Source organism: Psychrosphaera aquimarina, assembly GCF_032461525.1.
GTDB lineage: Bacteria > Pseudomonadota > Gammaproteobacteria > Enterobacterales > Alteromonadaceae > Psychrosphaera > Psychrosphaera aquimarina.
The window spans coordinates 464,241-485,800 of record NZ_JAWCUA010000010.1 but is presented as its reverse complement, the minus strand read 5'-3'; the positions used below and the strand labels follow the sequence as shown (position 1 = coordinate 485,800).

Annotated in this window: 21 protein-coding genes; 10 read left to right on the top strand and 11 right to left on the bottom strand. The window is 38.3% G+C overall.

Features of this window, described 5'->3' with window-relative positions:
* Nucleotides 1-113: 113 nt before the first annotated feature.
* Together RT723_RS14145 and RT723_RS14140 are read right to left on the bottom strand one after the other, a co-directional pair.
* The gene (locus RT723_RS14145) at nucleotides 114-1,001 is read right to left on the bottom strand and encodes a cation diffusion facilitator family transporter (RefSeq protein WP_315947714.1); all 888 of its coding nucleotides are present in this window, start codon (nucleotides 999-1,001) and stop codon (nucleotides 114-116) included.
* Between the two features lie 75 nt (nucleotides 1,002-1,076).
* On the bottom strand, nucleotides 1,077-1,949 hold the full coding sequence (locus RT723_RS14140) for a LysR family transcriptional regulator (RefSeq protein WP_315947713.1): 873 nt from the start codon (nucleotides 1,947-1,949) through the stop codon (nucleotides 1,077-1,079).
* 144 nt (nucleotides 1,950-2,093) lie between these two features.
* On the opposite strand from RT723_RS14140, the gene RT723_RS14135 reads away from it, so the two are divergent.
* Nucleotides 2,094-2,243 (top strand): hypothetical protein, encoded by a 150-nt coding sequence (locus tag RT723_RS14135; RefSeq protein WP_315947711.1) that lies wholly within the window; start codon nucleotides 2,094-2,096, stop codon nucleotides 2,241-2,243.
* An 8-nt stretch (nucleotides 2,244-2,251) separates the two neighbouring features.
* Nucleotides 2,252-3,070 carry an aldo/keto reductase gene (locus RT723_RS14130; RefSeq protein WP_315947709.1) on the top strand — a complete coding sequence of 273 codons (819 nt, stop codon included), beginning with the start codon at nucleotides 2,252-2,254 and terminating at the stop codon, nucleotides 3,068-3,070.
* 52 nt (nucleotides 3,071-3,122) lie between these two features.
* Here the strand turns inward: RT723_RS14130 and RT723_RS14125 are convergent, their stop codons facing one another.
* Both RT723_RS14125 and RT723_RS14120 read right to left on the bottom strand, forming a co-directional pair.
* A complete protein-coding gene (locus tag RT723_RS14125) occupies nucleotides 3,123-3,593 on the bottom strand; it encodes a transcription elongation factor GreAB (RefSeq protein ID WP_315947707.1) in 471 nt (156 codons plus the stop codon).
* Nucleotides 3,594-3,611: 18 nt separating this feature from the next.
* Nucleotides 3,612-4,472, bottom strand: a complete 861-nt coding sequence (locus tag RT723_RS14120) for a LysR family transcriptional regulator (protein WP_315947705.1) — start codon at nucleotides 4,470-4,472, stop codon at nucleotides 3,612-3,614.
* Between the two features lie 131 nt (nucleotides 4,473-4,603).
* On the opposite strand from RT723_RS14120, the gene rimK reads away from it, so the two are divergent.
* The 4 genes from rimK to RT723_RS14100 all read left to right on the top strand — a co-directional run bounded on the left by rimK (nucleotide 4,604) and on the right by RT723_RS14100 (nucleotide 7,949).
* Nucleotides 4,604-5,521: a 30S ribosomal protein S6--L-glutamate ligase gene (gene rimK, locus RT723_RS14115; RefSeq protein ID WP_216053398.1), complete on the top strand. Its 918-nt coding sequence runs from the start codon at nucleotides 4,604-4,606 to the stop codon at nucleotides 5,519-5,521.
* A gap of 10 nt (nucleotides 5,522-5,531) precedes the next feature.
* Nucleotides 5,532-6,563, top strand: a complete 1,032-nt coding sequence (locus tag RT723_RS14110) for a succinylglutamate desuccinylase/aspartoacylase family protein (RefSeq protein ID WP_315947703.1) — start codon at nucleotides 5,532-5,534, stop codon at nucleotides 6,561-6,563.
* Between the two features lie 4 nt (nucleotides 6,564-6,567).
* Nucleotides 6,568-7,002, top strand: a complete 435-nt coding sequence (locus RT723_RS14105; RefSeq protein ID WP_315947701.1) for an ATP-dependent zinc protease family protein — start codon at nucleotides 6,568-6,570, stop codon at nucleotides 7,000-7,002.
* 68 nt (nucleotides 7,003-7,070) lie between these two features.
* Entirely contained in the window at nucleotides 7,071-7,949 is an 879-nt protein-coding gene (locus RT723_RS14100) for a mechanosensitive ion channel family protein (RefSeq protein ID WP_315947699.1), read from the top strand.
* Between the two features lie 317 nt (nucleotides 7,950-8,266).
* On the opposite strand, the gene RT723_RS14095 is transcribed toward RT723_RS14100, so the two are convergent.
* Complete coding sequence (locus tag RT723_RS14095; RefSeq protein WP_428983709.1) at nucleotides 8,267-9,526, bottom strand: metallophosphoesterase; 1,260 nt, start codon at nucleotides 9,524-9,526, stop codon at nucleotides 8,267-8,269.
* A 100-nt stretch (nucleotides 9,527-9,626) separates the two neighbouring features.
* Nucleotides 9,627-12,422 (bottom strand): TonB-dependent receptor, encoded by a 2,796-nt coding sequence (locus RT723_RS14090; protein ID WP_315947695.1) that lies wholly within the window; start codon nucleotides 12,420-12,422, stop codon nucleotides 9,627-9,629.
* Between the two features lie 344 nt (nucleotides 12,423-12,766).
* Between RT723_RS14090 and RT723_RS14085 the strand changes: the two genes are divergently transcribed.
* Together RT723_RS14085 and RT723_RS14080 are read left to right on the top strand one after the other, a co-directional pair.
* Nucleotides 12,767-13,693 (top strand): GGDEF domain-containing protein, encoded by a 927-nt coding sequence (locus tag RT723_RS14085; RefSeq protein ID WP_216053406.1) that lies wholly within the window; start codon nucleotides 12,767-12,769, stop codon nucleotides 13,691-13,693.
* Nucleotides 13,693-14,727: an AraC family transcriptional regulator gene (locus RT723_RS14080; protein WP_315947692.1), complete on the top strand. Its 1,035-nt coding sequence runs from the start codon at nucleotides 13,693-13,695 to the stop codon at nucleotides 14,725-14,727. Before RT723_RS14085 ends, RT723_RS14080 begins: the two co-directional genes overlap by 1 nt.
* 77 nt (nucleotides 14,728-14,804) lie before the next feature.
* On the opposite strand, the gene RT723_RS14075 is transcribed toward RT723_RS14080, so the two are convergent.
* Entirely contained in the window at nucleotides 14,805-15,053 is a 249-nt protein-coding gene (locus RT723_RS14075; RefSeq protein WP_216053408.1) for a DUF3297 family protein, read from the bottom strand.
* 107 nt (nucleotides 15,054-15,160) lie between these two features.
* Nucleotides 15,161-15,451, bottom strand: coding sequence for a MarR family winged helix-turn-helix transcriptional regulator (locus RT723_RS14070; RefSeq protein ID WP_315947691.1), 291 nt, complete (start codon nucleotides 15,449-15,451; stop codon nucleotides 15,161-15,163).
* Between the two features lie 144 nt (nucleotides 15,452-15,595).
* Here RT723_RS14070 and RT723_RS14065 point away from each other — a divergent pair, with 144 nt between their 5' ends.
* Nucleotides 15,596-15,898: a hypothetical protein gene (locus RT723_RS14065; RefSeq protein WP_315947690.1), complete on the top strand. Its 303-nt coding sequence runs from the start codon at nucleotides 15,596-15,598 to the stop codon at nucleotides 15,896-15,898.
* Here RT723_RS14065 and RT723_RS14060 read toward each other — a convergent pair whose 3' ends face one another.
* The 3 genes from RT723_RS14060 to RT723_RS14050 form a co-directional block, all read right to left on the bottom strand.
* Nucleotides 15,899-16,177, bottom strand: coding sequence for a hypothetical protein (locus RT723_RS14060; protein WP_315947689.1), 279 nt, complete (start codon nucleotides 16,175-16,177; stop codon nucleotides 15,899-15,901).
* Nucleotides 16,178-16,253: 76 nt separating this feature from the next.
* Nucleotides 16,254-16,658: a VOC family protein gene (locus RT723_RS14055; protein WP_315947688.1), complete on the bottom strand. Its 405-nt coding sequence runs from the start codon at nucleotides 16,656-16,658 to the stop codon at nucleotides 16,254-16,256.
* 30 nt (nucleotides 16,659-16,688) lie between these two features.
* Entirely contained in the window at nucleotides 16,689-18,635 is a 1,947-nt protein-coding gene (locus RT723_RS14050) for a BCCT family transporter (RefSeq protein WP_315947686.1), read from the bottom strand.
* Nucleotides 18,636-18,856: 221 nt separating this feature from the next.
* On the opposite strand from RT723_RS14050, the gene RT723_RS14045 reads away from it, so the two are divergent.
* A complete protein-coding gene (locus RT723_RS14045) occupies nucleotides 18,857-21,523 on the top strand; it encodes a TonB-dependent receptor (RefSeq protein WP_315947685.1) in 2,667 nt (888 codons plus the stop codon).
* Nucleotides 21,524-21,560 lie beyond the last annotated feature (37 nt).

Sequence of the window (21,560 nt, the reverse complement as noted above, 5' to 3'; positions counted from 1 at the left end):
ATCAACCATAGGGAATTCCCTTGTTTTTCAATTAACATGAAATTAAAACGACAACTCAACAACTTAGCTTTTGGCCAAAATAATAACTTATCAGATTAACATTATCAGTTTGATTATTTCCTCACTATAGACACAGGGTCTAGGTGAATCAGGATATCCGAGAAAGGATAGGCATTCTCTAATGCAGCTTCAACCTTCTCACTCACATCATGAGCATCCAATAAGGACATGTCATCTTCGAGCTCAAGATGTAATTGAATAAACACGGTGCCGCCAGACTGTCTGGTTCTCACTCCGTGAATACCTTTGACCAAAGGAATATTTTGGGCAATGGACATAATGGTTTGTTGATCATCATTGGACAACTCTTTATCCATTAATGACTGTACCGACTCAGAGCCCACTTCATAAGCCCCATAAAATAAATATAGTGCAATTCCAATCGCAATCCATGAATCTAAAAATGAATAACCAAATTGAGTTAGGTAAAGCGCAAACAGTACCCCAACATTCATTAATAAATCGCCTTTATAATGCAAACTATCGGCTTTAATCGCAATTGACCCTGTTTTTTTCAAGGCAAAAGTTTGGATCACAACTAACAATAACGTAATGAAAATACTGAAATATATAGCCGCTAACCCTAATGAAATATTATCAATGTTTTGTGGGTGAGATATGCGCCCGACCGAGTGAAAAATTAATAGAAGCGCCGAACCTGTGATAAAGGCCGATTGAAACAATCCCGCTAATGACTCAGCTTTACCATGACCGAAACGATGATCGTCATCCGCTGGTGTTAATGCATAACGTACCGCAAAAAAGTTAACAATCGATGCTGCAACATCAAATACAGAGTCCGTTAATGACGCTAAAACACTGGCCGAATCGGTATTTAACCAAGCATACCCCTTTACTAATATCATACTAAAAGCGGCAACTATGGCTGCGGAGCTAGCAAAACGCACCCAATAACTATAATCGTTGTTGCTGTTATTCATATTTGATTAAAAGTCCAAGAAACATACCGAATATCAATATAATAGCCCATTAACTGTGCTATCCGTTATATAGTTTTAATTAAAATAGTCCTGTGCAAACTTAATAAAGGCAGACAAGCGGTTAGACTGGTGGATCAACTGCGGATGGATCATATAAATAGTAAGCCCCTTAGGCATATCATTTTTTAATAATGGGATTAACTTTCCTTGTTCGATTTCTCTATCAACTAAATATTCAGCAACACGTATAATCCCCTGCCCTGATAAAGCTAAATCTTTTAATAAATGATTGTCATTTATTTGTAGCCATCCATTAGCTTTAACTTCACATCCAACAAAGGTCCATGTTGGTTGATCTTGTCCACGTAAACATTGGTGATTATCTAGGTCGTTTGGATATTCTGGGGTTCCGTGTTTGGCTAAATACTGTGGAGCAGCACACACACAGTGCTGATAAGTGAGGACAGGTTTAGCGATCATATTTTGTGGCGGCGTATTTGTTGCCCTAAACGCCAAATCATAATCACTGCGATTTAAATCATAATTGGTGTAACTGCTGTCTACCGAAAATTCAATTTTTGGGTGTAACTTTTTAAATTTAGTAAAAATGTCTATTAAGTACCTTTCGGTAAAAATCCTTGGCGACGTTACCTTGATCACTCCTTCAATAGCTGTTCCTTCATTTTTGGCATTCCGTTCAAGCTGCAATAGATCGTATCTAATTTGATTCATGCCAGATAAAACACGTTCGCCTTCTGCCGTTAATCGCACGCTTCTGGTTGACCGGATCAAAAGAGGCAATCCCATGTCTTGCTCTAGCCGACGAATTTGAGCAGACAAATGACCACGAGAGATGCCTAAATGCGATGCAGCAACCGTAAAACTTAAATGTTGTGCTACTTCACTGAACAACATTAAACGTTCTAATTTTTTATGCTCTTTATTCAAAGGTGACTCTTGTTTGTTAATCCGATTTATATTGTTTTTTATACTAAACAATTAATTTTGTTTTGTAATATTTTAATTACACCAAATATGTTTGAAAATACTAACCTGTAAACACGTGTAAGTTTTAATTAAGGAACATAGTTCATGCATCATTCTCGTTATCCTTTATCTAAGTTGATTTCAAACAACAGTACTATCGCATTTGGCTGCATGGGGTTGGGGGAAGTTGGGATAATGATCCGGTCAATGCCGAACAAATTAAACATGCCCATCAAACCGTGGATGCCGCTTTAGAGGCAGGCATGACCTTTTTTGACCATGCGGATATTTATACTCGCGGCAAAGCAGAACAAGTCTTTGGGGAAGTATTAAAACAACGCCCTGAATTACGCAGTCAAATATCTCTGCAAACTAAATGCGCTATCCGCTTTCCTGACGAACAAGCACCGCAACGGTATGACTTTTCTCCTGAGTGGATTTTGCAATCCGCTGAGAACAGCCTTAAACGACTCAATACAGAACAGATTGACGTTTTCTTATTGCATCGCCCTGACCCTCTGATGGAGCCTGAGTTGATTGCCCAAGCTTTTAATTCCTTGCAGCAATCTGGCAAGGTTAAACATTTTGGTGTATCCAATATGCAACAACATCAAATGGCTTTCTTACAATCGGCGTTATCTGAACCGTTAGTGGTTAATCAAGTTGAGTTGAGTCTTTCGCATTTAAATTGGATTGAAGAAGGTGTCACTACTGGTAACTCAGGCGAGTTACAGGTTAATTTTGAAGCGGGAACGCTAGAGTACTGCCAATTAAATAACATTCAATTGCAATCTTGGGGCAGTTTGTGCCAAGGGTTATTCTCTGGGCAAGATGTTTCTAATCAACCACAACATGTTAAAAATACGGCTGAATTAGTGAGTAAGTTAGCGGCTGAATATCAGGTTAGTCAAGAAGCCATCGTACTTGCTTGGTTAATGAGGCATCCAGCTAAAATCCAACCAATTATTGGCACCACAAATCCAGCTCGAATTAAAAATTGTGCGCAAGCTGAAAATTTAACTTTAACTCGTAACCATTGGTATGAACTATGGTTAGCGGCAAGAGGCCGTCAACTTCCTTAAAACACAGCAATCAAATTACATCTAGCTCATTGTTCATGAGCTAGATGGTTGATTAAGAGATACTAACAATCTCGTAAAATCGTTTTGTTCCTTGTAATGTCAATCCAATCTCATCATTGCTATATTTGCCCATCAGTTTTGCCCCCAATGGCGCAGACTCAGTGATCACTGTGATTAACTTGCCATCTTGGTTTAACTTCACACCTCCCATCGATGGCCCCAACAAAAACCATGAAGGTTCGTCCTGTTCGTTTATCAATTGAATTAAACAACCTAATTCAATTGGACCATCGGATTTAAGGCTCATGTTACTTAACGCACTCCATTGCATTAACGCCAATTTTAACTCGGCAACTCGTTGGGATTGGCCATGAGCTAAATATGACGCTTCCAAACCTACTGTGTCATATTGAGTTTCAGGTTTACTTTGCTCATGCGTAGCTAGATCTTTAGCGTCATTGGCAGCTCGAGTCGCTATGGCTAAAGATGCTTCAATCTCAGTTAATAATTTTTGTATAAACACGCTTTTATCCAACACCATTTAGTTAACCACCAAAGGTGCTTTAATTACAGGAAACAAATCTAATGTTTGCTCTATCAATTCCTGCTTTTGTCCTTTAGCTAAATAAATTGCATAAATGTCTCGATAAAAAACGGGAGCACTTTCCACTTCAAACAATTGTTTTTGTTGAATTAGAGGAAATGTCATCGGCTTTGGCAAGTAGGCACTTCCCCCGGCTTCCAATATATAATCAAGTGTAATATTTGGCTGACTCATATGATGTTTTGCTAAATTCTTTCCACCAAAAAACTTTCGATACTCTTCGTTAATGGATTCACCATAGTCAACACTGACAATGTTGGGATAACGCTGACTGGTTAAAGATAATTTTGATGTGGTCACTAAATGTAATGGTATTGATGCGACCCGTCGACTTACTAACAAATCAACGATGGGAGGCTCAAATAAAAAACCTATATCTACCTTTCTATTTAACACATCACTGCGTAATTCTAATGGATTATATATACGCGTATACAAGCCTACGTCTTCAATATTTCTATGTATTTTTTGCATCCAAGCATGCAATGCAATATCCCAAATAGACATCATGGCACCAATCACTAGTTGGGATGAGTCCTTTTTTGCCATGCTGATATCTTGTTTGGTTTTTTGCCACATATCCAACATATCGTTGGCATGTTTTATCAATCGGTGGCCTTCGGCGGTTAATTTTAATTGTTTATGTGTTCGGTCAAACAAAGAAACCGACAACTCCACTTCTAACTGTTTGATCCTAGCACTCACCGCTGACTGAGTTAGCGATAAGTTCTCACCTGCAATTCTAAAATGCAGTGTTTCACTCACCTCTAGGAAGGTTCTTAATAACTGATTATTCATTTTTTTACAAACACCATTCAATCAATATATTTTGTTAAACCGATAGAAATAATAAATTATATTAATTACAAAATTAAAGCTATCCTTAATTATCAAATCTATACTTATTTAAAATTCCATTAGGAAATATTATGAAAATTGCAATTTTGTCTCGTAACGAAAACTTATATTCAACCAGAAGATTAAAAGAAGCTGGCGAAGCGCTAGGCCATGAAGTCGATGTGATAGACACTTTGCATTGTTATATGGATATTACCAGTAGCCGTCCAACGGTTAGATATCATGGTAAAGAATTACCAAAATACGATGCAATCATCCCACGTATTGGCGCGTCAGTTACATTTTACGGTACGGCTGTAGCAAGACAATTCGAAATGATGGGCACTTTTAATGTAAATGAGTCTGTTGCGATCAGTCGTTCACGTGACAAATTGCGTTCATTGCAATTATTATCTCGTAAAGGCATTGGTCTACCAAGAACTGGATTTGCAAGCAAACCTGATAAAGTAAAAGATTTAATTAAAAATGTTGGTGGTGCACCCGTTGTAATTAAATTGCTTGAGGGTACTCAAGGTATTGGCGTTGTTCTAGCTGATACAGCCAAAGCCGCTGAAGCGATTATCGAAGCTTTCATGGGCTTAAAAGCAAACATCTTAGTGCAAGAGTTTGTTAAAGAAGCTGGCGGTGCAGACATTCGTTGTTTGGTTGTTGGTGGTAAAGTAGTTGCCGCAATGAAACGTCAAGGTGCTGAAGGCGAATTCCGTTCAAACCTTCATCGTGGTGGTACTGCTGAAGTTGTTAAATTAAGTAAAGCAGAACGTGAAACAGCTGTAAATGCAGCTAAAGTAATGGGTCTTGGTGTTTGTGGTGTTGATTTATTACAATCACAAAATGGACCTATGGTGATGGAAGTTAACTCTTCTCCAGGTTTAGAAGGCATTGAAAACGCAACAAACAAAGATGTAGCTAAAATGGTTATCCAGTTTATTGAAAAAAGAGTTGCAGAAACACCATTAGCCAACGTAAATAAGACTAAAGGTCAAGGTTAGAAGATAAGAGATGGAAAATATTAAAATTGGCGAGTTTGAAATCGCCCCTGGCGAATCTCGCCAATTAGAATTACCGGTTTCAAAGTTATACACCAATGCACCAGTATCTTTACCGGTTCATATATTTAGAAGTAAAAAAGAAGGGCCGGTGATCTTTGTTAGTGCTGCAGTTCATGGTGATGAACTAAATGGCATCGAAATCACTCGTCGTTTAATTAGCCAAAAGAACTTTAAATTAACAAGAGGTACGTTAATTGTAGTTCCTATGGTTAATGTGTATGGCGTAGTAACACAAAGCCGTTATATGCCAGACAGACGTGATTTAAACCGTAGTTTTCCTGGTTCAGCTAAAGGTTCGTTAGCGGGTCGTGTTGCTCATATATTCATGACTGAAATCATAAAACATTGTGACTATGGTATTGATTTACACACTGGCGCGATTCATAGATCCAATCTACCTCAAATTAGAGCGGATTTATCTGACCCAGAAGTGAAAGAGTTAGCTGAAGTATTTGGCGTTACGGTTGTGCTTAACTCTGAAGTATTGGAAGGTTCATTAAGAGAATCTGCTTTTGCTGCTGGTACAAAAGTACTGTTATATGAAGCTGGTGAAGCATTACGTTTTGACGAATTATCAATCCGTGCAGGCTTAAAAGGTGTATTAAACGTATTACAACATTTAAAAATGATACGTAAACCGGCCGCTAAGAAACGTAAAGTAGAACCGTTTATTGCGAATAACAGCAGTTGGACTCGAGCAAATGCGAGTGGCATCGTTTCAAACTTGGTTTCGCTTGGCGATCATGTTTTAAAAGGTCAGGTGTTAGCTCGAATTTGCGGTCCTTTTGGTGACATCTTGGGTGAAGTACAAGCAACTCGAGGTGGCATTATAATTGGTCAGCAGAACATTCCATTGGCACAAGAAGGCGAAGCTATGTTCCATATCGCCAGCTTTGAAGAAGACCATGAAGATATAGCTGAGCAAATTGAAACTGCAAATGAATTATTACTTCCTGAAGATGAAGGTCTGTTAAGAGGTTAATTAAATGACGACGGAAACTAAAAAGATCATCGGTAGACTTGAGTCGGTATCCTTACCTGAGCTGGGCATAGATAGTATGCAAGTTAAAGTAGATACCGGTGCAAAAACGTCTTCGTTACATGTTGATAATATTGAAAAGATTAAGGTTAAAGGCAAGCCGCACGTAAAGTTTGACCTTCACCCTGATATCCATAATGTCAATAAGATCGTTTCATGTACCGCAGCCGTAAATGATATAAGGAATATTAAGTCATCCAATGGTAATGCAGAAACGCGTTATGTGATTAAAACCCCACTTACTCTTGGTGGAGATACTTGGAAAGTAGAGATCACATTAACTGACCGTTCAGACATGAGTTATTTAATGTTGTTCGGATGTGAAGCAATTGGTACTCGCTTTTTAGTCGACCCAAGTGAAGTATTTTGTTTATCAGAATAATAAACTAAAACCCCAATTGAATCTCTCAATTGGGGTTTTTTATTATAAAAATAATAAAAGATAAAAATATGAATTTAGACAGCATTAGAACACTACTTAGTGAAACCCTCGTTACCATTTCCGGACAACCCGTTTCATTGGGCAATATCTTATTGATCCCAATTGTATTATTACTTGGTTTTTGGCTGACCAAAGCACTGGTTAAACTTGTAACCAAAAAGCTCACCAGTAAAAGTAAAGATCCTAACCTGATTCATTTAACGCAAAGGTTAATGTACGTTTTAGCTATCGTTATTATCCTGATAACCACGTTAGATCTTATCAATATTCCTATCGCTGCTTTTGCTTTTTTATCTGGTGCCATTGCGATTGGTTTTGGTTTTGGTGCACAAAACATCATCAATAATTTTATTAGTGGTTGGATATTAATGTGGGAACGTCCAATTCGTATTGGTGACTTTTTAGAAGTAGAAGATGCCAAAGGCGTGGTAGAAGAAATTAATACTCGTTCAACTCGTTTTCGTCGGGTAGACGGAGTTCATATGTTAATACCGAATAGTAAACTATTAGAAAATACAGTGATCAACTGGACGTTAGTCGACAAACTAATGAGAACATCGGTACGAGTTGGCGTAGCATACGGCTCACCCACCAAAAAAGTAGCTGAATTGCTTCTACAAGCCACTAATTCTCAACCTGAAGTGTTATCCGATCCTGGTCCTACCGTTATCTTCGATGATTTTGGCGATAATGCATTGACCTTTGAAGTCAATTTATGGATTAAATCAAATGTTGAAGGTGGATTAAGAGCCGTACGAAGTAACATTCGATTTGCTATCGACGAGTTATTTAATGAAAACGACATAGTGATTTCGTATCCTCAGCGCGATGTGCACCTTGATGGGTCATTAACCTTAATACGTGAACCGCGAAAAACGACTAACTAAGTCATAATAACAAAAGTACATATACAAAAGCCGTCGTTTATGGCGGCTTTTGTATAACAGATACAATAATATTTTTATCGCAACTCACCTATTTTACCTATCTGGTTTTGTCCCCGACTCTCAATATAATTACCCACTTCAGGATACAAATTGATCGAACGCACTTCCCATTTTGGGCCCGCTGTTTAAACAATGTTCAATCAACTATACACCTTGATTTGTCTAATTTGATTGATTTATAAAAGTCTAAAACTAAAAAAGCCAGTGACGCTTATAACGTCTCTGGCTTAGTTCTACTAAAATTAAGGAGTTAACATCTATCTGCGATCGAAGCTAAATTTCACTTCTGGCACGAGTTCATTAGATAAATTTCTCGGTGTCGTGAAAAACTCAACGTCTAATTTATCAGCTTGGTTATCTAAATTGATATGAGCAAATCCCCAAACAAAACTCTTAGACCATAATAAATCATACTCTGGGTAACGCTTTTCTTGTTGTTCTGCAAAAGGTGTATGTTTACCACGCATTTTAGACGCGGCTCCACTAATAATAAGCGGTAACGGTGGACGCGTATTACCCGGTAAATAAACCGAACAATCATCCGTTAACAACTCTAAGTCATGTTCGTGCCCAGCAATATAAGCATCTGCATATTCACATAACATAGGCATTAAACGCTCACGCAATACATGCCCTTCACTGTATTTAGTGCCACCAATCGACCATAAAATGTGATGCCCATAAACTATCTTCCATTTAGCGGTAGAGTTAGCCAACCCTTTTGTTAACCACTCAATTTGTACGATATCTTCACCATTTACTGGGTTTTCATGTGGCTCTGCCACTTCAAGTTCACCAATACCTTTAAGCTTTGCTTCCGCTAATTCCATTTCACTGCCATCTGGATTTAATGGAATTTCATAGATAGGTTTTGCCGATAACAACATATTGGTATCTAATACAAAAAACTCAACATCATTGCCCGGTTGGCCTATTTTGTATTGGTAATAGCCTTTGGCATCTAAATAAAAGTTTGGTTGTTCTGCCATCCAATTGGTTTGCAACTCAACACCTCGGCGTGAGCTTTTCCAATCATGGTTACCTAATGCTGAATACACCACTAAGTCCGGGTTCTCTGCAAACAAAGGAATTAACGGTTTTAAGATCAAATCATCCATGCGTTTTTGATCGTCTTTACCGTCTTTGGCATCCGCGCCATCTGGATAGACATTATCACCAAGCTGTAAGGCAAATTCACACTCGCGAGTTTGGCATAATTTAGCCATGGCAATTCCAACAGCGGACGCACCGGTCATTTCCGTGGCAATCTCGGTATTAGGGTAAATATAGATAGGCGCATGATCAAATTCTTCAATCGGTCGGTAGTCTTCTAACCAATCTTCAATTTCTTTTTTTATAAATTGTTCTTTATTTCTTGGGTTCTCAATGTGTTTTTTCTTTGGGTAATCGGGATGATAACCACCGTCACCAAAGGCTAAAAAAGAGATGTTGTTGCTCTCAATTTTGGCCGCTGGTTGTTCAATTTTGTTATTACAAGCCGTTAATAAAAAACTCATCACTACACTGATACAAAATGCTTTATTTATTTTCATTGGTTTTATCCATGTTTATAACCAGCCTGTAAGCGCACTTTCAGGCTAGTTACTTTGTAAGGTTCTAAAGAGAATTAATTGTGATGCCAAATTCAAACGTACGGCCGTATTGCTCATACTGATAATTATATTTAGCGACACCGTGGTATAAGTACATAGGTTCATCGGTCAAGTTTGATGCATTAAAATAAACTTGCACTGAATCTGATACATGATACTTACTGCTAAAATCTAGCTGAGTGTGGTCGTCTTGGAATACACCCACATCGTTTTCATCAAATTGATAAACCTTGCTCTTATAACTTGCACTTAAGCGAGTACTAAAACTGTTATTTTCAAAACCAATCATAATGTTGCCTATGGTATCTGATTGATTAGGTAAACCGGCATCTGCATCTACAAACGTGCTATTCGCACCTAGTAACAATCCTGAATCAAAGGTTTTATTCCACGCTAACTCAACGCCAATTAATGATGCTGCACCACCATTAATAGGTTGAATAACTTCATCAAATCCATCCCATTGTCCATTGTCTTGTACTTCACTAAATACGATGTAGTTGTCGATGTCTTTATAAAATATACCTGCCGACAAAACTCCGATATAACCTGGGTAATAATGCAATGACAAGTCCAAATTTTGTGACTCATAAGGGTTTAAATCTGGATTACCTACCTCTGCCTTACGCTCTGTTTCTATCTCGCCATCGTCTTCAGTTACTTCCGTTTCAATTAACTGGAATGCGGCTGAATCTTCAAAGGTAGGTCGCGCAATAGTTTGTGTATAAGCAAAACGTGCAATTAACTTATCACTCGCGGCGTACCTAACATTCAAGCTAGGTAAAAAGTAGTTATAATCTTTGGTTACTTGCCAAGAGTCAATCGACACGGTTTCATTATCATTGATTTCATCCACCAATAACGCAACTTTGTTACCTTGGGTTTCGAATTCACTGCCTTCATAACGAAGCCCAGTAATAAACTGCCACTTATCTACATCTAAGCTCACCATGGCATAAGCGGCGAACACATCTTCACTGCTGTTATAAGAGTTACCCAAGGTTTCAATGTCTGACTCCAATTGGTTAAAGTCGAAGTTACTCTTATTGGCATTTACAAACTGTTGAATCCCAGTACGAGATAACCCATCACCAAATGCACCTAAGCTGTAATCAACCAAACCGCTATTGAAGTCTTGTGCTGTAGCATCACTAAAATCACCATCATAAATGCTTGCTGAAACACTATTTAGTTTCTCACGGCTACGGTATTTACCACCAAATTTAAATTCACCGCTGTTATTGCTCCAAAAGAAGCTTTTAGTGATATCTAAACGAAAACTGACTTCTTCATCTTCTGCTAAGTTATTTTCATAAACGACTTCATCCATTTCATAGTTAGCTAAATCATGGGCATTGGCCGATTGCGTTAACTGTGGAATTTGACCTGACGTTTCATAACCTAAATCGAACTCTTCACCTGCAAATACAACATCTAAGCGAGTTGGCTCCTGTTCTGTGGATTTGGAATAACCTAGTTGATATTCAACAAATAAGGTATTTATTTTATGTTCACCACCAGCCACAACTGAAGTGATTTTTTGGGTCTCAAATCGGTCTTTCGTATCCCGTTCCATTTCTGCATCTTGATACATAGCAGACGTGTCTGTATGCGAGGTTAAATCAATGGCACCTTTATCAAACTTATATACATTTCTAAGACGGTATTCATCATCTGAGAATTCGCTGAAAAAACTGCGTAAATAGAAGCTATCGGTTACAGACGTGCGTAAATCTAAATTAAGAGCAACACCTGTACGTTCACGTTCAATTTGATATTGACGCTGCTCTATCTCTTCAGTGCCAAAAACTTCAACATCATCACCCGTTGCGGCATCTTCAACTTCCACATCTATCCAGCCTCCGCCGGTTTCCATATTCTCTGAACCAAACTCACGTTTAAGCCAAGAAAATGCACCTGCAACACCTAATTCATAACCGTTATTAAGAACAAAAACGTCTGAATAACTGCCTGATAATTTAGGACTCGCAGCTTCCTCTAATTCATTATAAGAACCTTGAGCGGTAATAGAATAAGACTGACCTTCGCGGTCAAAGGCGCTTAAGCTTTTCACTTCAATAGAACCACCAACCGCGTTAGCATCCATGTCTGGTGTAACGGTCTTACTGACTTCAAGGCTTGAGATCAGTTCGCTTGGAATAACGTCCATAGCAACACTACGAACACCCGCTTCTGGTGACGGTACGTTTAATCCATTAATAGTGACGTTGTTTAAGTTTGGGTCTATTCCACGTATCGCAACAAAACGGCCTTCACCTTGGTCACGTTGAATTGAAAGACCTGGTAAGCGTTGCAAGGCTTCTGCTGCGTTTTGATCTGGTAATTGACCAATTGAATCTGCGCTGACTACTGATATTAATCGATTCGCATTTTTCTGACGGTTTAACGCACCAGCTTGTCCAGCGCGTTGTCCATATACGATTAAGTTTTCAACGCCTTTTTTATCTGAACCAATTACATAGTTTTTAGTTAACTTATTTTCGTCCGATACTATCAAGGTTTTACGAACGTCTGGCACACCAACATAACTAATGATCAATGTATATTGACCTTTGGGTAACTTGCCGAAATGAAATGAGCCATCTCGTTTACTAATTGTAGTGAGGTTTAATTCTTCAATGGTTATCTTGGCACCTTCAAAATAAACACTATTTTTAGCATCGGTAATACGTCCCGATAAATCCGTGTTGGCTAAGGCGGCTGAAGAAGATAACGCAATTGCGCTGATCAAAGCGGTATTTAAAATCGACAGTTTAAATATTCCGTTTTTATTTTTCATTTTTATTCTCATTTTTATTCGAATTGAAGTGCGTATTAATGTGAGTTGTTATTAATCGCGGCTAACCTAAACAATGAAAGTGACAGAAATATTTCAGTCGATTTTGACGATGGAGAAACTAGCTATTTTTAACCGGTTTAAAACTAGTTCAAGGGCCAAATGAGCTGATTTGACCCTCATACAAGGTCGATGAATATCGACAAATAGGCTTAACATTCAACACATAAAAGTTAATCCCACGATTTGTTTTCATAAAACTGTCATTAGCGTGAGCTAATATGACCCTACTTTAAAAGAACGGTTTCACTATGATGCTGTAAAACCGTTAACTAAATATAAAGTTTATGAATTTATCCTTTTTAAAATTTCATCGTCATTTGTTTTTCATTTTACTGGTGGTTATCACGACCATCGTTGGATTCACAGCACATATTGGTGAGCTAAAGCCGATTGTGGATTTAGATCTATTTGATGCAGCTGGGGAAGGTGGTATTACCTTAATGACCTTAGTATGGATATTTTTTATCTTGATCAGCCGTCCAGCTGGCAAAGTGACCACGCTGTTATTTATGGGGTTAACCTTAACTCACGTATCAATGTTGCTGGATTTCATCGATGAGTTTTATGTTTACCCTGACAACAATACTTGGATAACCACCATTGAATCTTTACCTGCGCCAGTAGGGATGGTGATCATGTCTTTTGCTTTGTATTTGTGGCACCAAGAGCAGATGACCATAAACACACAACTGCGCAATACCGAACGTTATTACCGAGACCATAGTTTAACGGACTATATAACCGGACTTTACAGCGCCAAATACATGAAAGATCAATTGCAGCGTGAGATATCGAATGCGGCTATTCACCAAGAATCGTTTTCTGTGATGTTAATCGACATTCGTAAATTTGATCGTTTTAATCGTGAATATGGCGATCAGCAAGGTGATATTTTATTAAGAGAAACCGCACAAGTTATTTTGATGAACTTAAGAGATGAAGATTTAGCCTGTCGATACGCCAGTGACCGATTTATCATTTTAATGCCAAATACCAGTATTCAAAATTCAGAAACATTAGCGGCTCAAATAGAACATTCTATTGCCAATTTGGCCTTTAAAGTCGGTAAGTCTACGAGCGCTAAATATCAACATGTCGCCAGTTGTGTGATGCAGTTTGATGGCAATGATGATTACTTAACTATTTTAGAAAAGTTAAATGATCGGATGTTGGCAACCAAACATCATTTAAACAGTAAAGATGTGGCCTAATGAAAACCTTTGAACGACAAGATGAAATTGTCCTTTGCAGACAGTTTGTTGTTGTTCTTGTTGATTTGGCGAAACAGAGTGGCTTGCATCCAGACAAAATTCTTAAAGGTACACGATGTTTCTATCAAGATTTAGAACAAGCTAACTTAACCATATCTACCGCAGAATACTTAACCATCATCGACAACACTCTACGCCTAACCAACCGTGATGATTTAAGTTTTATACTTGGTCGAAAATATTTTCCAAGCCAGCTAGGTCAATTATCCCAAGCGTTTTTAAACTGTAAAAACCTGCTTGAAATGTTGAAGTTATGTCAGTTATTTCAATTACAAATCTTTCCATTTTTATACATAGAAGTCGCAAAAACCGATAATAAAACCCATTTACTTTTCAACTCAGCAATTGGAGAAATATCCACTAGTCAGCAAACGTTTTTATATGAATTTGTATTATCGGCCATGATCGGTGCGATAAAATATCGTTTTGGTGAATTAATCCCAATGACGATTAAACTGCCTTACAAACAAGTTGATTATATTGAGCAATATCATGTGCACATTGGTAATAAAGTGAGTTTTGATCAGCAATTGGCAATGCTGACCATTGAGGACAAATACTTAACACAAACCTTACAAGACTGCAGTCAATCCCTTAAAAAGATTGCACTGCAAGATGCACGTATCATTAGAAAAGAAAAATATATGATTGGCTTTGTGCAAGCCGTCAGTCAATTTATCAGTACAAGATTGATAAACCATGATGTGAGTCTTGAACGTTGTGCTGTGCACTTTGCAATGAGTCCTGCAACGCTAAAAAGGAAATTAGCTCAACACAAAACCAGCTATCAGATATTATTGGATAAGATCCGCTGCCAACAAGCTATTTTTGCCATGATGGAACACCAATATAACAATGAATATATTGCGCATCGATTGCAATTTAATGATGTAACTAATTTTAGGCGAGCATTTAAACGCTGGACGGGAATGACACCATCGGCATTTAGAGCAAGTTCAGCAGTATTAAGTTGATGTTCTAAATATGAAGGTGACATGAAAGGAATAAGAGGATACGTTGCTGAGTGTAACGTATCCATTTACATTAGTAGTTAGTTATAAAAAGCTTCAACCGTGCCTTTAATCGTAAGTAAAAGTGGTTGGCCTCTACGGTCTAACGCTTTAGCTGATGGTACTTTTACCCAACCTTCACTGATGCAATATTCTTCAACATCATTACGCTCTTTGCCATTCACTCGAATGCCAATGTTATGCTCAAATATTTCAGCCACATGGAATCGGCTACGTGGATTAACAGAAAGGCGATCCGGTAAAGTTGGTTTTGCGCTAGTGTCGTTCATATTGTTGATCTGAATAAAATAAAAGTGCGCCATTGTAGACAATATAAACCTAGCGCTCAAGATCTGTGATTCAGTTAACACATTAAGTGCTGATCAGCTTTATTTGATTATGCTAAATTACTTTTTAGTTTCTGTGTTACTTCTATAAAGGTGTCTATTTTTTCTGCTGAAATATCACCAACCATTTGACTAAACACCCGCTTTTCTATTGTTTTAAACATCTGCATTATCTCACGGCCGGTTGCAGACAAGACCAAAAATTGACTGCGTTTATCGTTTTCATTTTCCTCTTTTACGATTAACTCCTGACTGACTAACTCTTTAATTAAGCGGTTTATTTGAGCTTTATCGCGGCCCATAAAATCAGCTAACTTTTGGCCTGTACAACCTTCAATCATAGAAATAACTTTTCAAGATTTTTGGTCAAAAGTACACCATGACTCTACCACTCTGTTAATGCCCATGTTAGGCATTCACTTAGCACTCAATTGGAGTTGGATAGTTAAGCTATCGAAACGTATGAGCCAGAGAGCAGAATAGTTATGAAGTACTTACAATATCGATGGAAACAACGTCTGCTCATTGTTTTGTTAGTTTCAATTACCATGAGTATTTTAATGATGGGTTTAGAGCTGACAGATTGGGCTGTAAATATAAACCAAACCGGTTATTCACATGGCGATAATGATACCAAACCCAATATGCCTCCTATCTTGATGTATGTATTGCCTTTTATTAAGGAAATCATCTTAATAGGTGTGCCTTTATTTTTAACGCTTATATGGATAAAAATAGTGAATAAAATTAAACGTATTAGCAGTCATAATAAAACGAAACATGGGTAACTACTTGTTACCCCATATTTTTGCAACGGCGCGATCTGTGCCTAAAAAGCCAATAACAAAACATACTAAGCCAATAGCAAAAAACACAATAATTGGAATCGCAGCAGCACCTTGCATGGCATAAACCGCAGCAAAGGCAGAAAGACTTGAAAGAACTAAAAATAAAACACCCACCACCAATAATATGGTTCTATGGGATTTTTTATAACTGATTTGTTCTTCGCCAGATTCAAAATGGTTAAGAATTGGTGCAAATACTTTTCTCATTACGGCTTTCATATATTCTCTTATTGCTGACAACGTTTATTAAATTACAACACCTTATAATGACGGTTTATTGGCAAGAAATAAATAATTATCCCCCACAGTTTATTTTCCAAGGCACGGCAAATTGATCAACTAAGATACCGTAACATGAAGACCAGAATGTTTTTTGCGGTGGCATAAGTACTTCACCATAAACACTTAAATGAGCAAACACTTGTTTTACCTGTTCAGGCGTTTGAAAAGTTAACAAAAGGTAAAAGCCTTTGGATTTATTGTAATGTTCAGGTCGAACATCCGCCCCCGCTATTTCTATTCCCGCTAACTTAATATTGCCATGGACTATTTTATCTTGCCAATTGTCAGGAACGGACGAAGAAGCCGGAGAGTCTTTAAATAGCAGCAACATGCCAATGTTTGCATCTAAGTGTTGAGCATAATACTCAAATGCAGCTTGGCAGTTTCCATTAAAATCGATGTGAAACGATAGACTCAATTGTCCTTCCTTTTCAAGTTGTTACTTCTATTAACGTAACAAATGTAGAAAATGTAAATGTTTATGGTATTGATCAATTATATTATTGATCACTGCCGTTTTAGACCAGCCCATAATATCGTAATCTTGGCCACCTTCTTTTAAATGCACCTCAGCACGATAATAACTTTCATCATCATCCCCTTCCGTAACAAAGTCAGGTTGTGAATATTTTTGAGCAAGTACACGATAAACAAATTCTTGTTCTTCGCCATGATCGACCACTAAGTTGAGGCCTTCTTCATCTGAAACGTATACCGTAATATGATTTTTCTTTAACTCAGCAGCCACAGACTCAAATGCAGGCGCGACGGTCTGGCTAATAAATTTATTAACATTGGTTTTGTTAGGAAAGTCGACAATGTTTTGCAGTCGAGTTTGCCAATTATCACTATTTTCGCTATGAGATTGCGGCAGAGCCATAATCAGTTGACTATCTTGCTTAAAGGCTTCAACCCGAAGAGCTTTTATTAAACCAATGATCGCTAACAATAAAACAACCGCAAAAGGTAAAGCACTGGCAATCGTCATAGTTTGCAGGGCATTCAATCCGCCTGCAATGAGTAATATTGCTGCCACCACACCAATACCAACCGCCCAATAAACACGTTGCCATATTGGGGTTTCGTTACTGCCATGCGAACACAACATATCAACTACCATCGCCCCTGAGTCACAAGAGGTAACAAAAAATATCACGATCATTAATACGCTAAAAAAGGACAAAACAGTTGTAAAAGGAAAGTTTTCAAGGAAAACAAATAATGCAACAGAAGAGTCTTGGCTGACCATATCACCTAATGCGACAACCCCTTGGTTATAAACAAGATCGATTGCACTATTACCAAAAATGGTCATCCATAATAACGTGAACACGGTGGGTATTAACATTACCCCTAAGATGAATTCTCTAATCGTACGGCCCCTAGAGATCCGTGCGATAAACAAACCAACAAACGGTGCCCAAGCAAGCCACCAGCCCCAATAGAATATAGTCCAACCGCCAATCCAATTGGTCTTTTTATAAGCAAATAAATTAAACGTGTTATGGATAATGTCAGATAGATAAACACCGATATTTTGTAAATAGGCTTTTAATAAAAAGACCGTAGGACCTAGTAAAAAAATTAACACTAATAAACAAACGGCTAAGATCATGTTTGCTTCAGATAAACGTCTTATGCCTTTATCTAAGCCGGCTGTGACTGACAACACCGCCAACGCAGTAATGCCACACATGATGATAATTTGATTAAATACAGACACTTCAATACCAAATAAATAACCAAAGCCGGCATTCACCTGCGAAGCACCTAATCCTAACGATGTGGCAACACCAAATACCGTGCTTACAACAGCAAACACATCAACTAAATGGCCTGGCCATTGATATATCCTTTCACCAATTAATGGATATAACGCCGAGCGTAACGTAAGAGGTAAATTATGACGGTAACTAAAATAAGCCAATACTAACGCGACCACAGCATAGATAGCCCAGGCATGTAGGCCCCAATGAAAAAAAGTCATTTTCATTGCTTCTTGTACCGCTTCAACGCTTCCTGATTCTGCCGTTGGTGGCGATAAATAATGCATTAAAGGTTCAGCAACGCCAAAAAACATTAAACCTATGCCCATGCCTGCTGCAAACAACATAGATAACCAAGTCATAATTGAATAATCTGGCGTGGCATGGTCGGGGCCTAAGCGTATGTCGCCATATCGTGACAGCCCGAGGAAGATAACAAAAAAGAAAATAAAGGCGACAGTGAGAACATAAAACCAACTGCCATTTTCAACAATGCTTGATTGAATAAGGTTAAATAAGTTTTGTGCTTGTTTGGGAAGGAAAGCCGTATATAACAGCAGTGCAATGATCAAAGATGAAGCGCTAACAAACACTTTTTTATTTAGTTGACTCTTAACGGATGAAGACAAGTCATTCCCCTGAATTTAGTTCGTGTTGATAGTATATATAGTTAACGGATGCTGTAAACAACATAGTATTAATCAAACTATACATATACCTTATAACAAGACAAATATGTATCTTTTTGAATAAACACGTATTTATTGCTAAGCTAGCATTACTGTAATTATAGTTAGTACTCTAACGGTAATCCACAGAACAGCAACTAACACACCAAGGGATAATCAATATGAAACTCACTAAGCTGCATTGCGCTGTGCTTACAGCAATAGCCGCCTCTGGCTCACTCTATGCTGAGGAAGCCGAAAAGAAAGAAAACGCAAAGATTGAGGTTATAGAGGTTACCGCAACAAAACGATCTGCATCTATTCAAGAAGTTCCCGTAACCGTTTCGGCATTAACAGGCGCTAGTTTAGAAAAGCTTGGTGTGGCAAATTTTGACGAATACGTTGAATTTTTACCTAATGTTGTTTTTCAGGGCACGGGTCCTGGCCAAAATGAAATATACATTCGTGGCGCGGCCACTACACAAACCAATATTTCAGTGTCCTCTGTACAAGCATTGCAACCATCTGTTGCCTTTTATTTAGATGAACAACCAGTTTCTATGCAAGGACGTAACTTAGATGTTTACGCCACAGACGTGGAACGTGTAGAAGTTTTACCAGGTCCTCAAGGCACTCTATTTGGTGCAAGCTCTCAGTCAGGAACAGTACGTTTAATCACTAAAAAACCAAGTCACGATGGCTTTACAGCGGGTTTTGACACCAGTACGAGTTCCACTCAAGGTGGGGATTTAAGTAATTCTGTCCAAGCTTATTTTAATATGCCGGTATCTGACTCTGTTGCTATCCGAGTTGCCACTTACAACGATCATCAAGGTGGTTGGATAGATAATATTTTAAATGATCCAGGAAATGGTGGTTACATAGGTAGCGCAGAAGTGATCAGCCGAGTGTCTGGTGGTGCGTTAGCCAATCCATCAACCACGGCTATTACTAGTCCAAATAATGCTGAACTAGTGGAAGATAATTTTAATACCGCAAGTTATGCAGGTGCACGTTTTGGATTATCATATTTGATCAATGATGAATGGGAATTGTTAATACAACATACTCAACAATCTCTTGATACCGAAGGTGTGTTTGCCTATGACCCTAATCTTGAAGGTGAAACATCAACCAACCGATTTATGCCTGAAAACAATAATGATGATTTTGGCTTAACCACTTGGACTTTAGAAGGTCGTCTTAATCAACTTGATGTTGTCTATACTGGCGGTTACCTAGACCGCGATATTAGCTCAACCATTGATTATACCGGTTATACTAACGGCGGCGCATTTTCTGCGTATTATGTTTGTAATTATGCGGGCGTGCCGGAAGCTGAACAATCTTGTGCCGATCCAACAAAATTTTATAAAGAAAATACAAGTACTTCACGAATTACCCATGAACTGCGTGCTAATACCTCAGACCAAAATCGCTGGCGTGTAACAGCTGGTGTCTTTTATGACTATCAAGAGCTAGCAACAGTTGGACTATTTAACATTGCAAATACAACGTTAGATGGCGCATATAACTTCACCAATTTAGAAAGAACCTTAGTCGGTAGTGATGGCATTAATAGTGACGGAGGCCCTTTCCCTTCAGAAATCAGCTTTGTTAACGACATTACCCACGTCATAGATCAAATCGCTGTATTTGGTCAGTTTGAGTATGATCTTACCGATACAGTTACGGCAACTTTAGGTGCACGTTGGTATGAAATTGACGATTCATTTAAAGGTTCGACATCAACGGTTGATGTAAGTGGCAGGCTACAAGCATTTGGTGATGGCAGCGATGCAGCTTTAACTGAATTCTTTGGCGCCGGCGAAGCAGCAGCTATTCAAGCAGCCATTGCCAATGGCCAGTTAGATACCAGTTTACTGGATGACAATGGAACCTTAACGGTAAGCGATACCATTATTAAAGCGTCTTTGGACTGGAAAGTTTCTAAAGAAATATTGTTATTCACTTCTTATTCAGAAGGTTTCAGACCACCGGTTACCAATCGTGTTGGTGGCGGTTTAGCGAAAAATCAGGCCGGCGCATTTGATGGGTTCCGCATACCGGTCTACTCAACAACGGACAGCCTGGATAATGTAGAAGTGGGCTTTAAGTCGACATTGTTAGACCAAAAACTACGTTTAAATGCAACGGCTTATTTTTCTAAGATCACAGATTTACAAACATCACGATTTGACCCTACCAATATCAGTTTCTTAGTATTTACTGATAATGTGGGTGACTCTGAAATCACAGGTGTAGATGGTGACTTTAGTTGGGTAGCAACCGAAGATTTAATCATCTCTGGTGCGTTCAGTATAATTAGTAGTGAACTCACATCGGTTAATGACGAACTTGTCGGAATTGCACCACCGGTTGGTAGCCAGTTACCTTATTCGGCTGAGTTTTCTGGTAACTTACAAGCACAATACTATTACCAATTATCAGATGGCTTAACTGGCTATGTTAATGGCTCAGTAAGTTATACCGGCGACAGACTTGGTAGTATGACGATGGACGCATATGTAATAGAAGATGCGACCCAATTAGTCTATGGCACAGGTTCTGGTTTGAGCATTCAAAGAGAAGCGGATGTATATTCTGGTGTTAACTATCAAGACAGTGACGGTCAAACCTTTGCTGGAGGACGTTACATACAAGACAGCTACTTCTTAGCTAATTTAAGTTTTGGTGTGACTAATGATGAGTGGAAAGCTGAGATATTCATTGATAATTTAACCAATGAAAGTGCAACTTTGTACATAGATACGCAACAGTTTACCCCTAAAGTGGTTTCCAATAGACCGCGTTCTATTGGCTTTAGATTTTCATACGATTTTTATTAAGTCGCTGATTGATAAGCTTAATCGCTATTAATTAAAT

Bases quoted from the DNA above. Each gene is read 5' to 3' on its own strand.
- RT723_RS14110 (WP_315947703.1), top strand. From the start codon at position 5,532: ATGGAAAATATTAAAATTGGCGAGTTTGAAATCGCCCCTGGCGAATCT.
- RT723_RS14135 (WP_315947711.1), top strand. From the start codon at position 2,094: ATGCATCATTCTCGTTATCCTTTATCTAAGTTGATTTCAAACAACAGT.
- RT723_RS14045 (WP_315947685.1), top strand. From the start codon at position 18,857: ATGAAACTCACTAAGCTGCATTGCGCTGTGCTTACAGCAATAGCCGCC.
- rimK (WP_216053398.1), top strand. From the start codon at position 4,604: ATGAAAATTGCAATTTTGTCTCGTAACGAAAACTTATATTCAACCAGA.
- RT723_RS14065 (WP_315947690.1), top strand. From the start codon at position 15,596: ATGAAGTACTTACAATATCGATGGAAACAACGTCTGCTCATTGTTTTG.
- RT723_RS14085 (WP_216053406.1), top strand. From the start codon at position 12,767: ATGAATTTATCCTTTTTAAAATTTCATCGTCATTTGTTTTTCATTTTA.
- RT723_RS14080 (WP_315947692.1), top strand. From the start codon at position 13,693: ATGAAAACCTTTGAACGACAAGATGAAATTGTCCTTTGCAGACAGTTT.
- RT723_RS14100 (WP_315947699.1), top strand. From the start codon at position 7,071: ATGAATTTAGACAGCATTAGAACACTACTTAGTGAAACCCTCGTTACC.
- RT723_RS14145 (WP_315947714.1), bottom strand. From the start codon at position 1,001: ATGAATAACAGCAACAACGATTATAGTTATTGGGTGCGTTTTGCTAGC.
- RT723_RS14060 (WP_315947689.1), bottom strand. From the start codon at position 16,177: ATGAAAGCCGTAATGAGAAAAGTATTTGCACCAATTCTTAACCATTTT.
- RT723_RS14130 (WP_315947709.1), top strand. From the start codon at position 2,252: ATGACCTTTTTTGACCATGCGGATATTTATACTCGCGGCAAAGCAGAA.
- RT723_RS14120 (WP_315947705.1), bottom strand. From the start codon at position 4,472: ATGAATAATCAGTTATTAAGAACCTTCCTAGAGGTGAGTGAAACACTG.
- RT723_RS14105 (WP_315947701.1), top strand. From the start codon at position 6,568: ATGACGACGGAAACTAAAAAGATCATCGGTAGACTTGAGTCGGTATCC.
- RT723_RS14090 (WP_315947695.1), bottom strand. From the start codon at position 12,422: ATGAAAAATAAAAACGGAATATTTAAACTGTCGATTTTAAATACCGCT.
- RT723_RS14075 (WP_216053408.1), bottom strand. From the start codon at position 15,053: ATGAACGACACTAGCGCAAAACCAACTTTACCGGATCGCCTTTCTGTT.
- RT723_RS14095 (WP_428983709.1), bottom strand. From the start codon at position 9,526: ATGAGTTTTTTATTAACGGCTTGTAATAACAAAATTGAACAACCAGCG.
- RT723_RS14070 (WP_315947691.1), bottom strand. From the start codon at position 15,451: ATGATTGAAGGTTGTACAGGCCAAAAGTTAGCTGATTTTATGGGCCGC.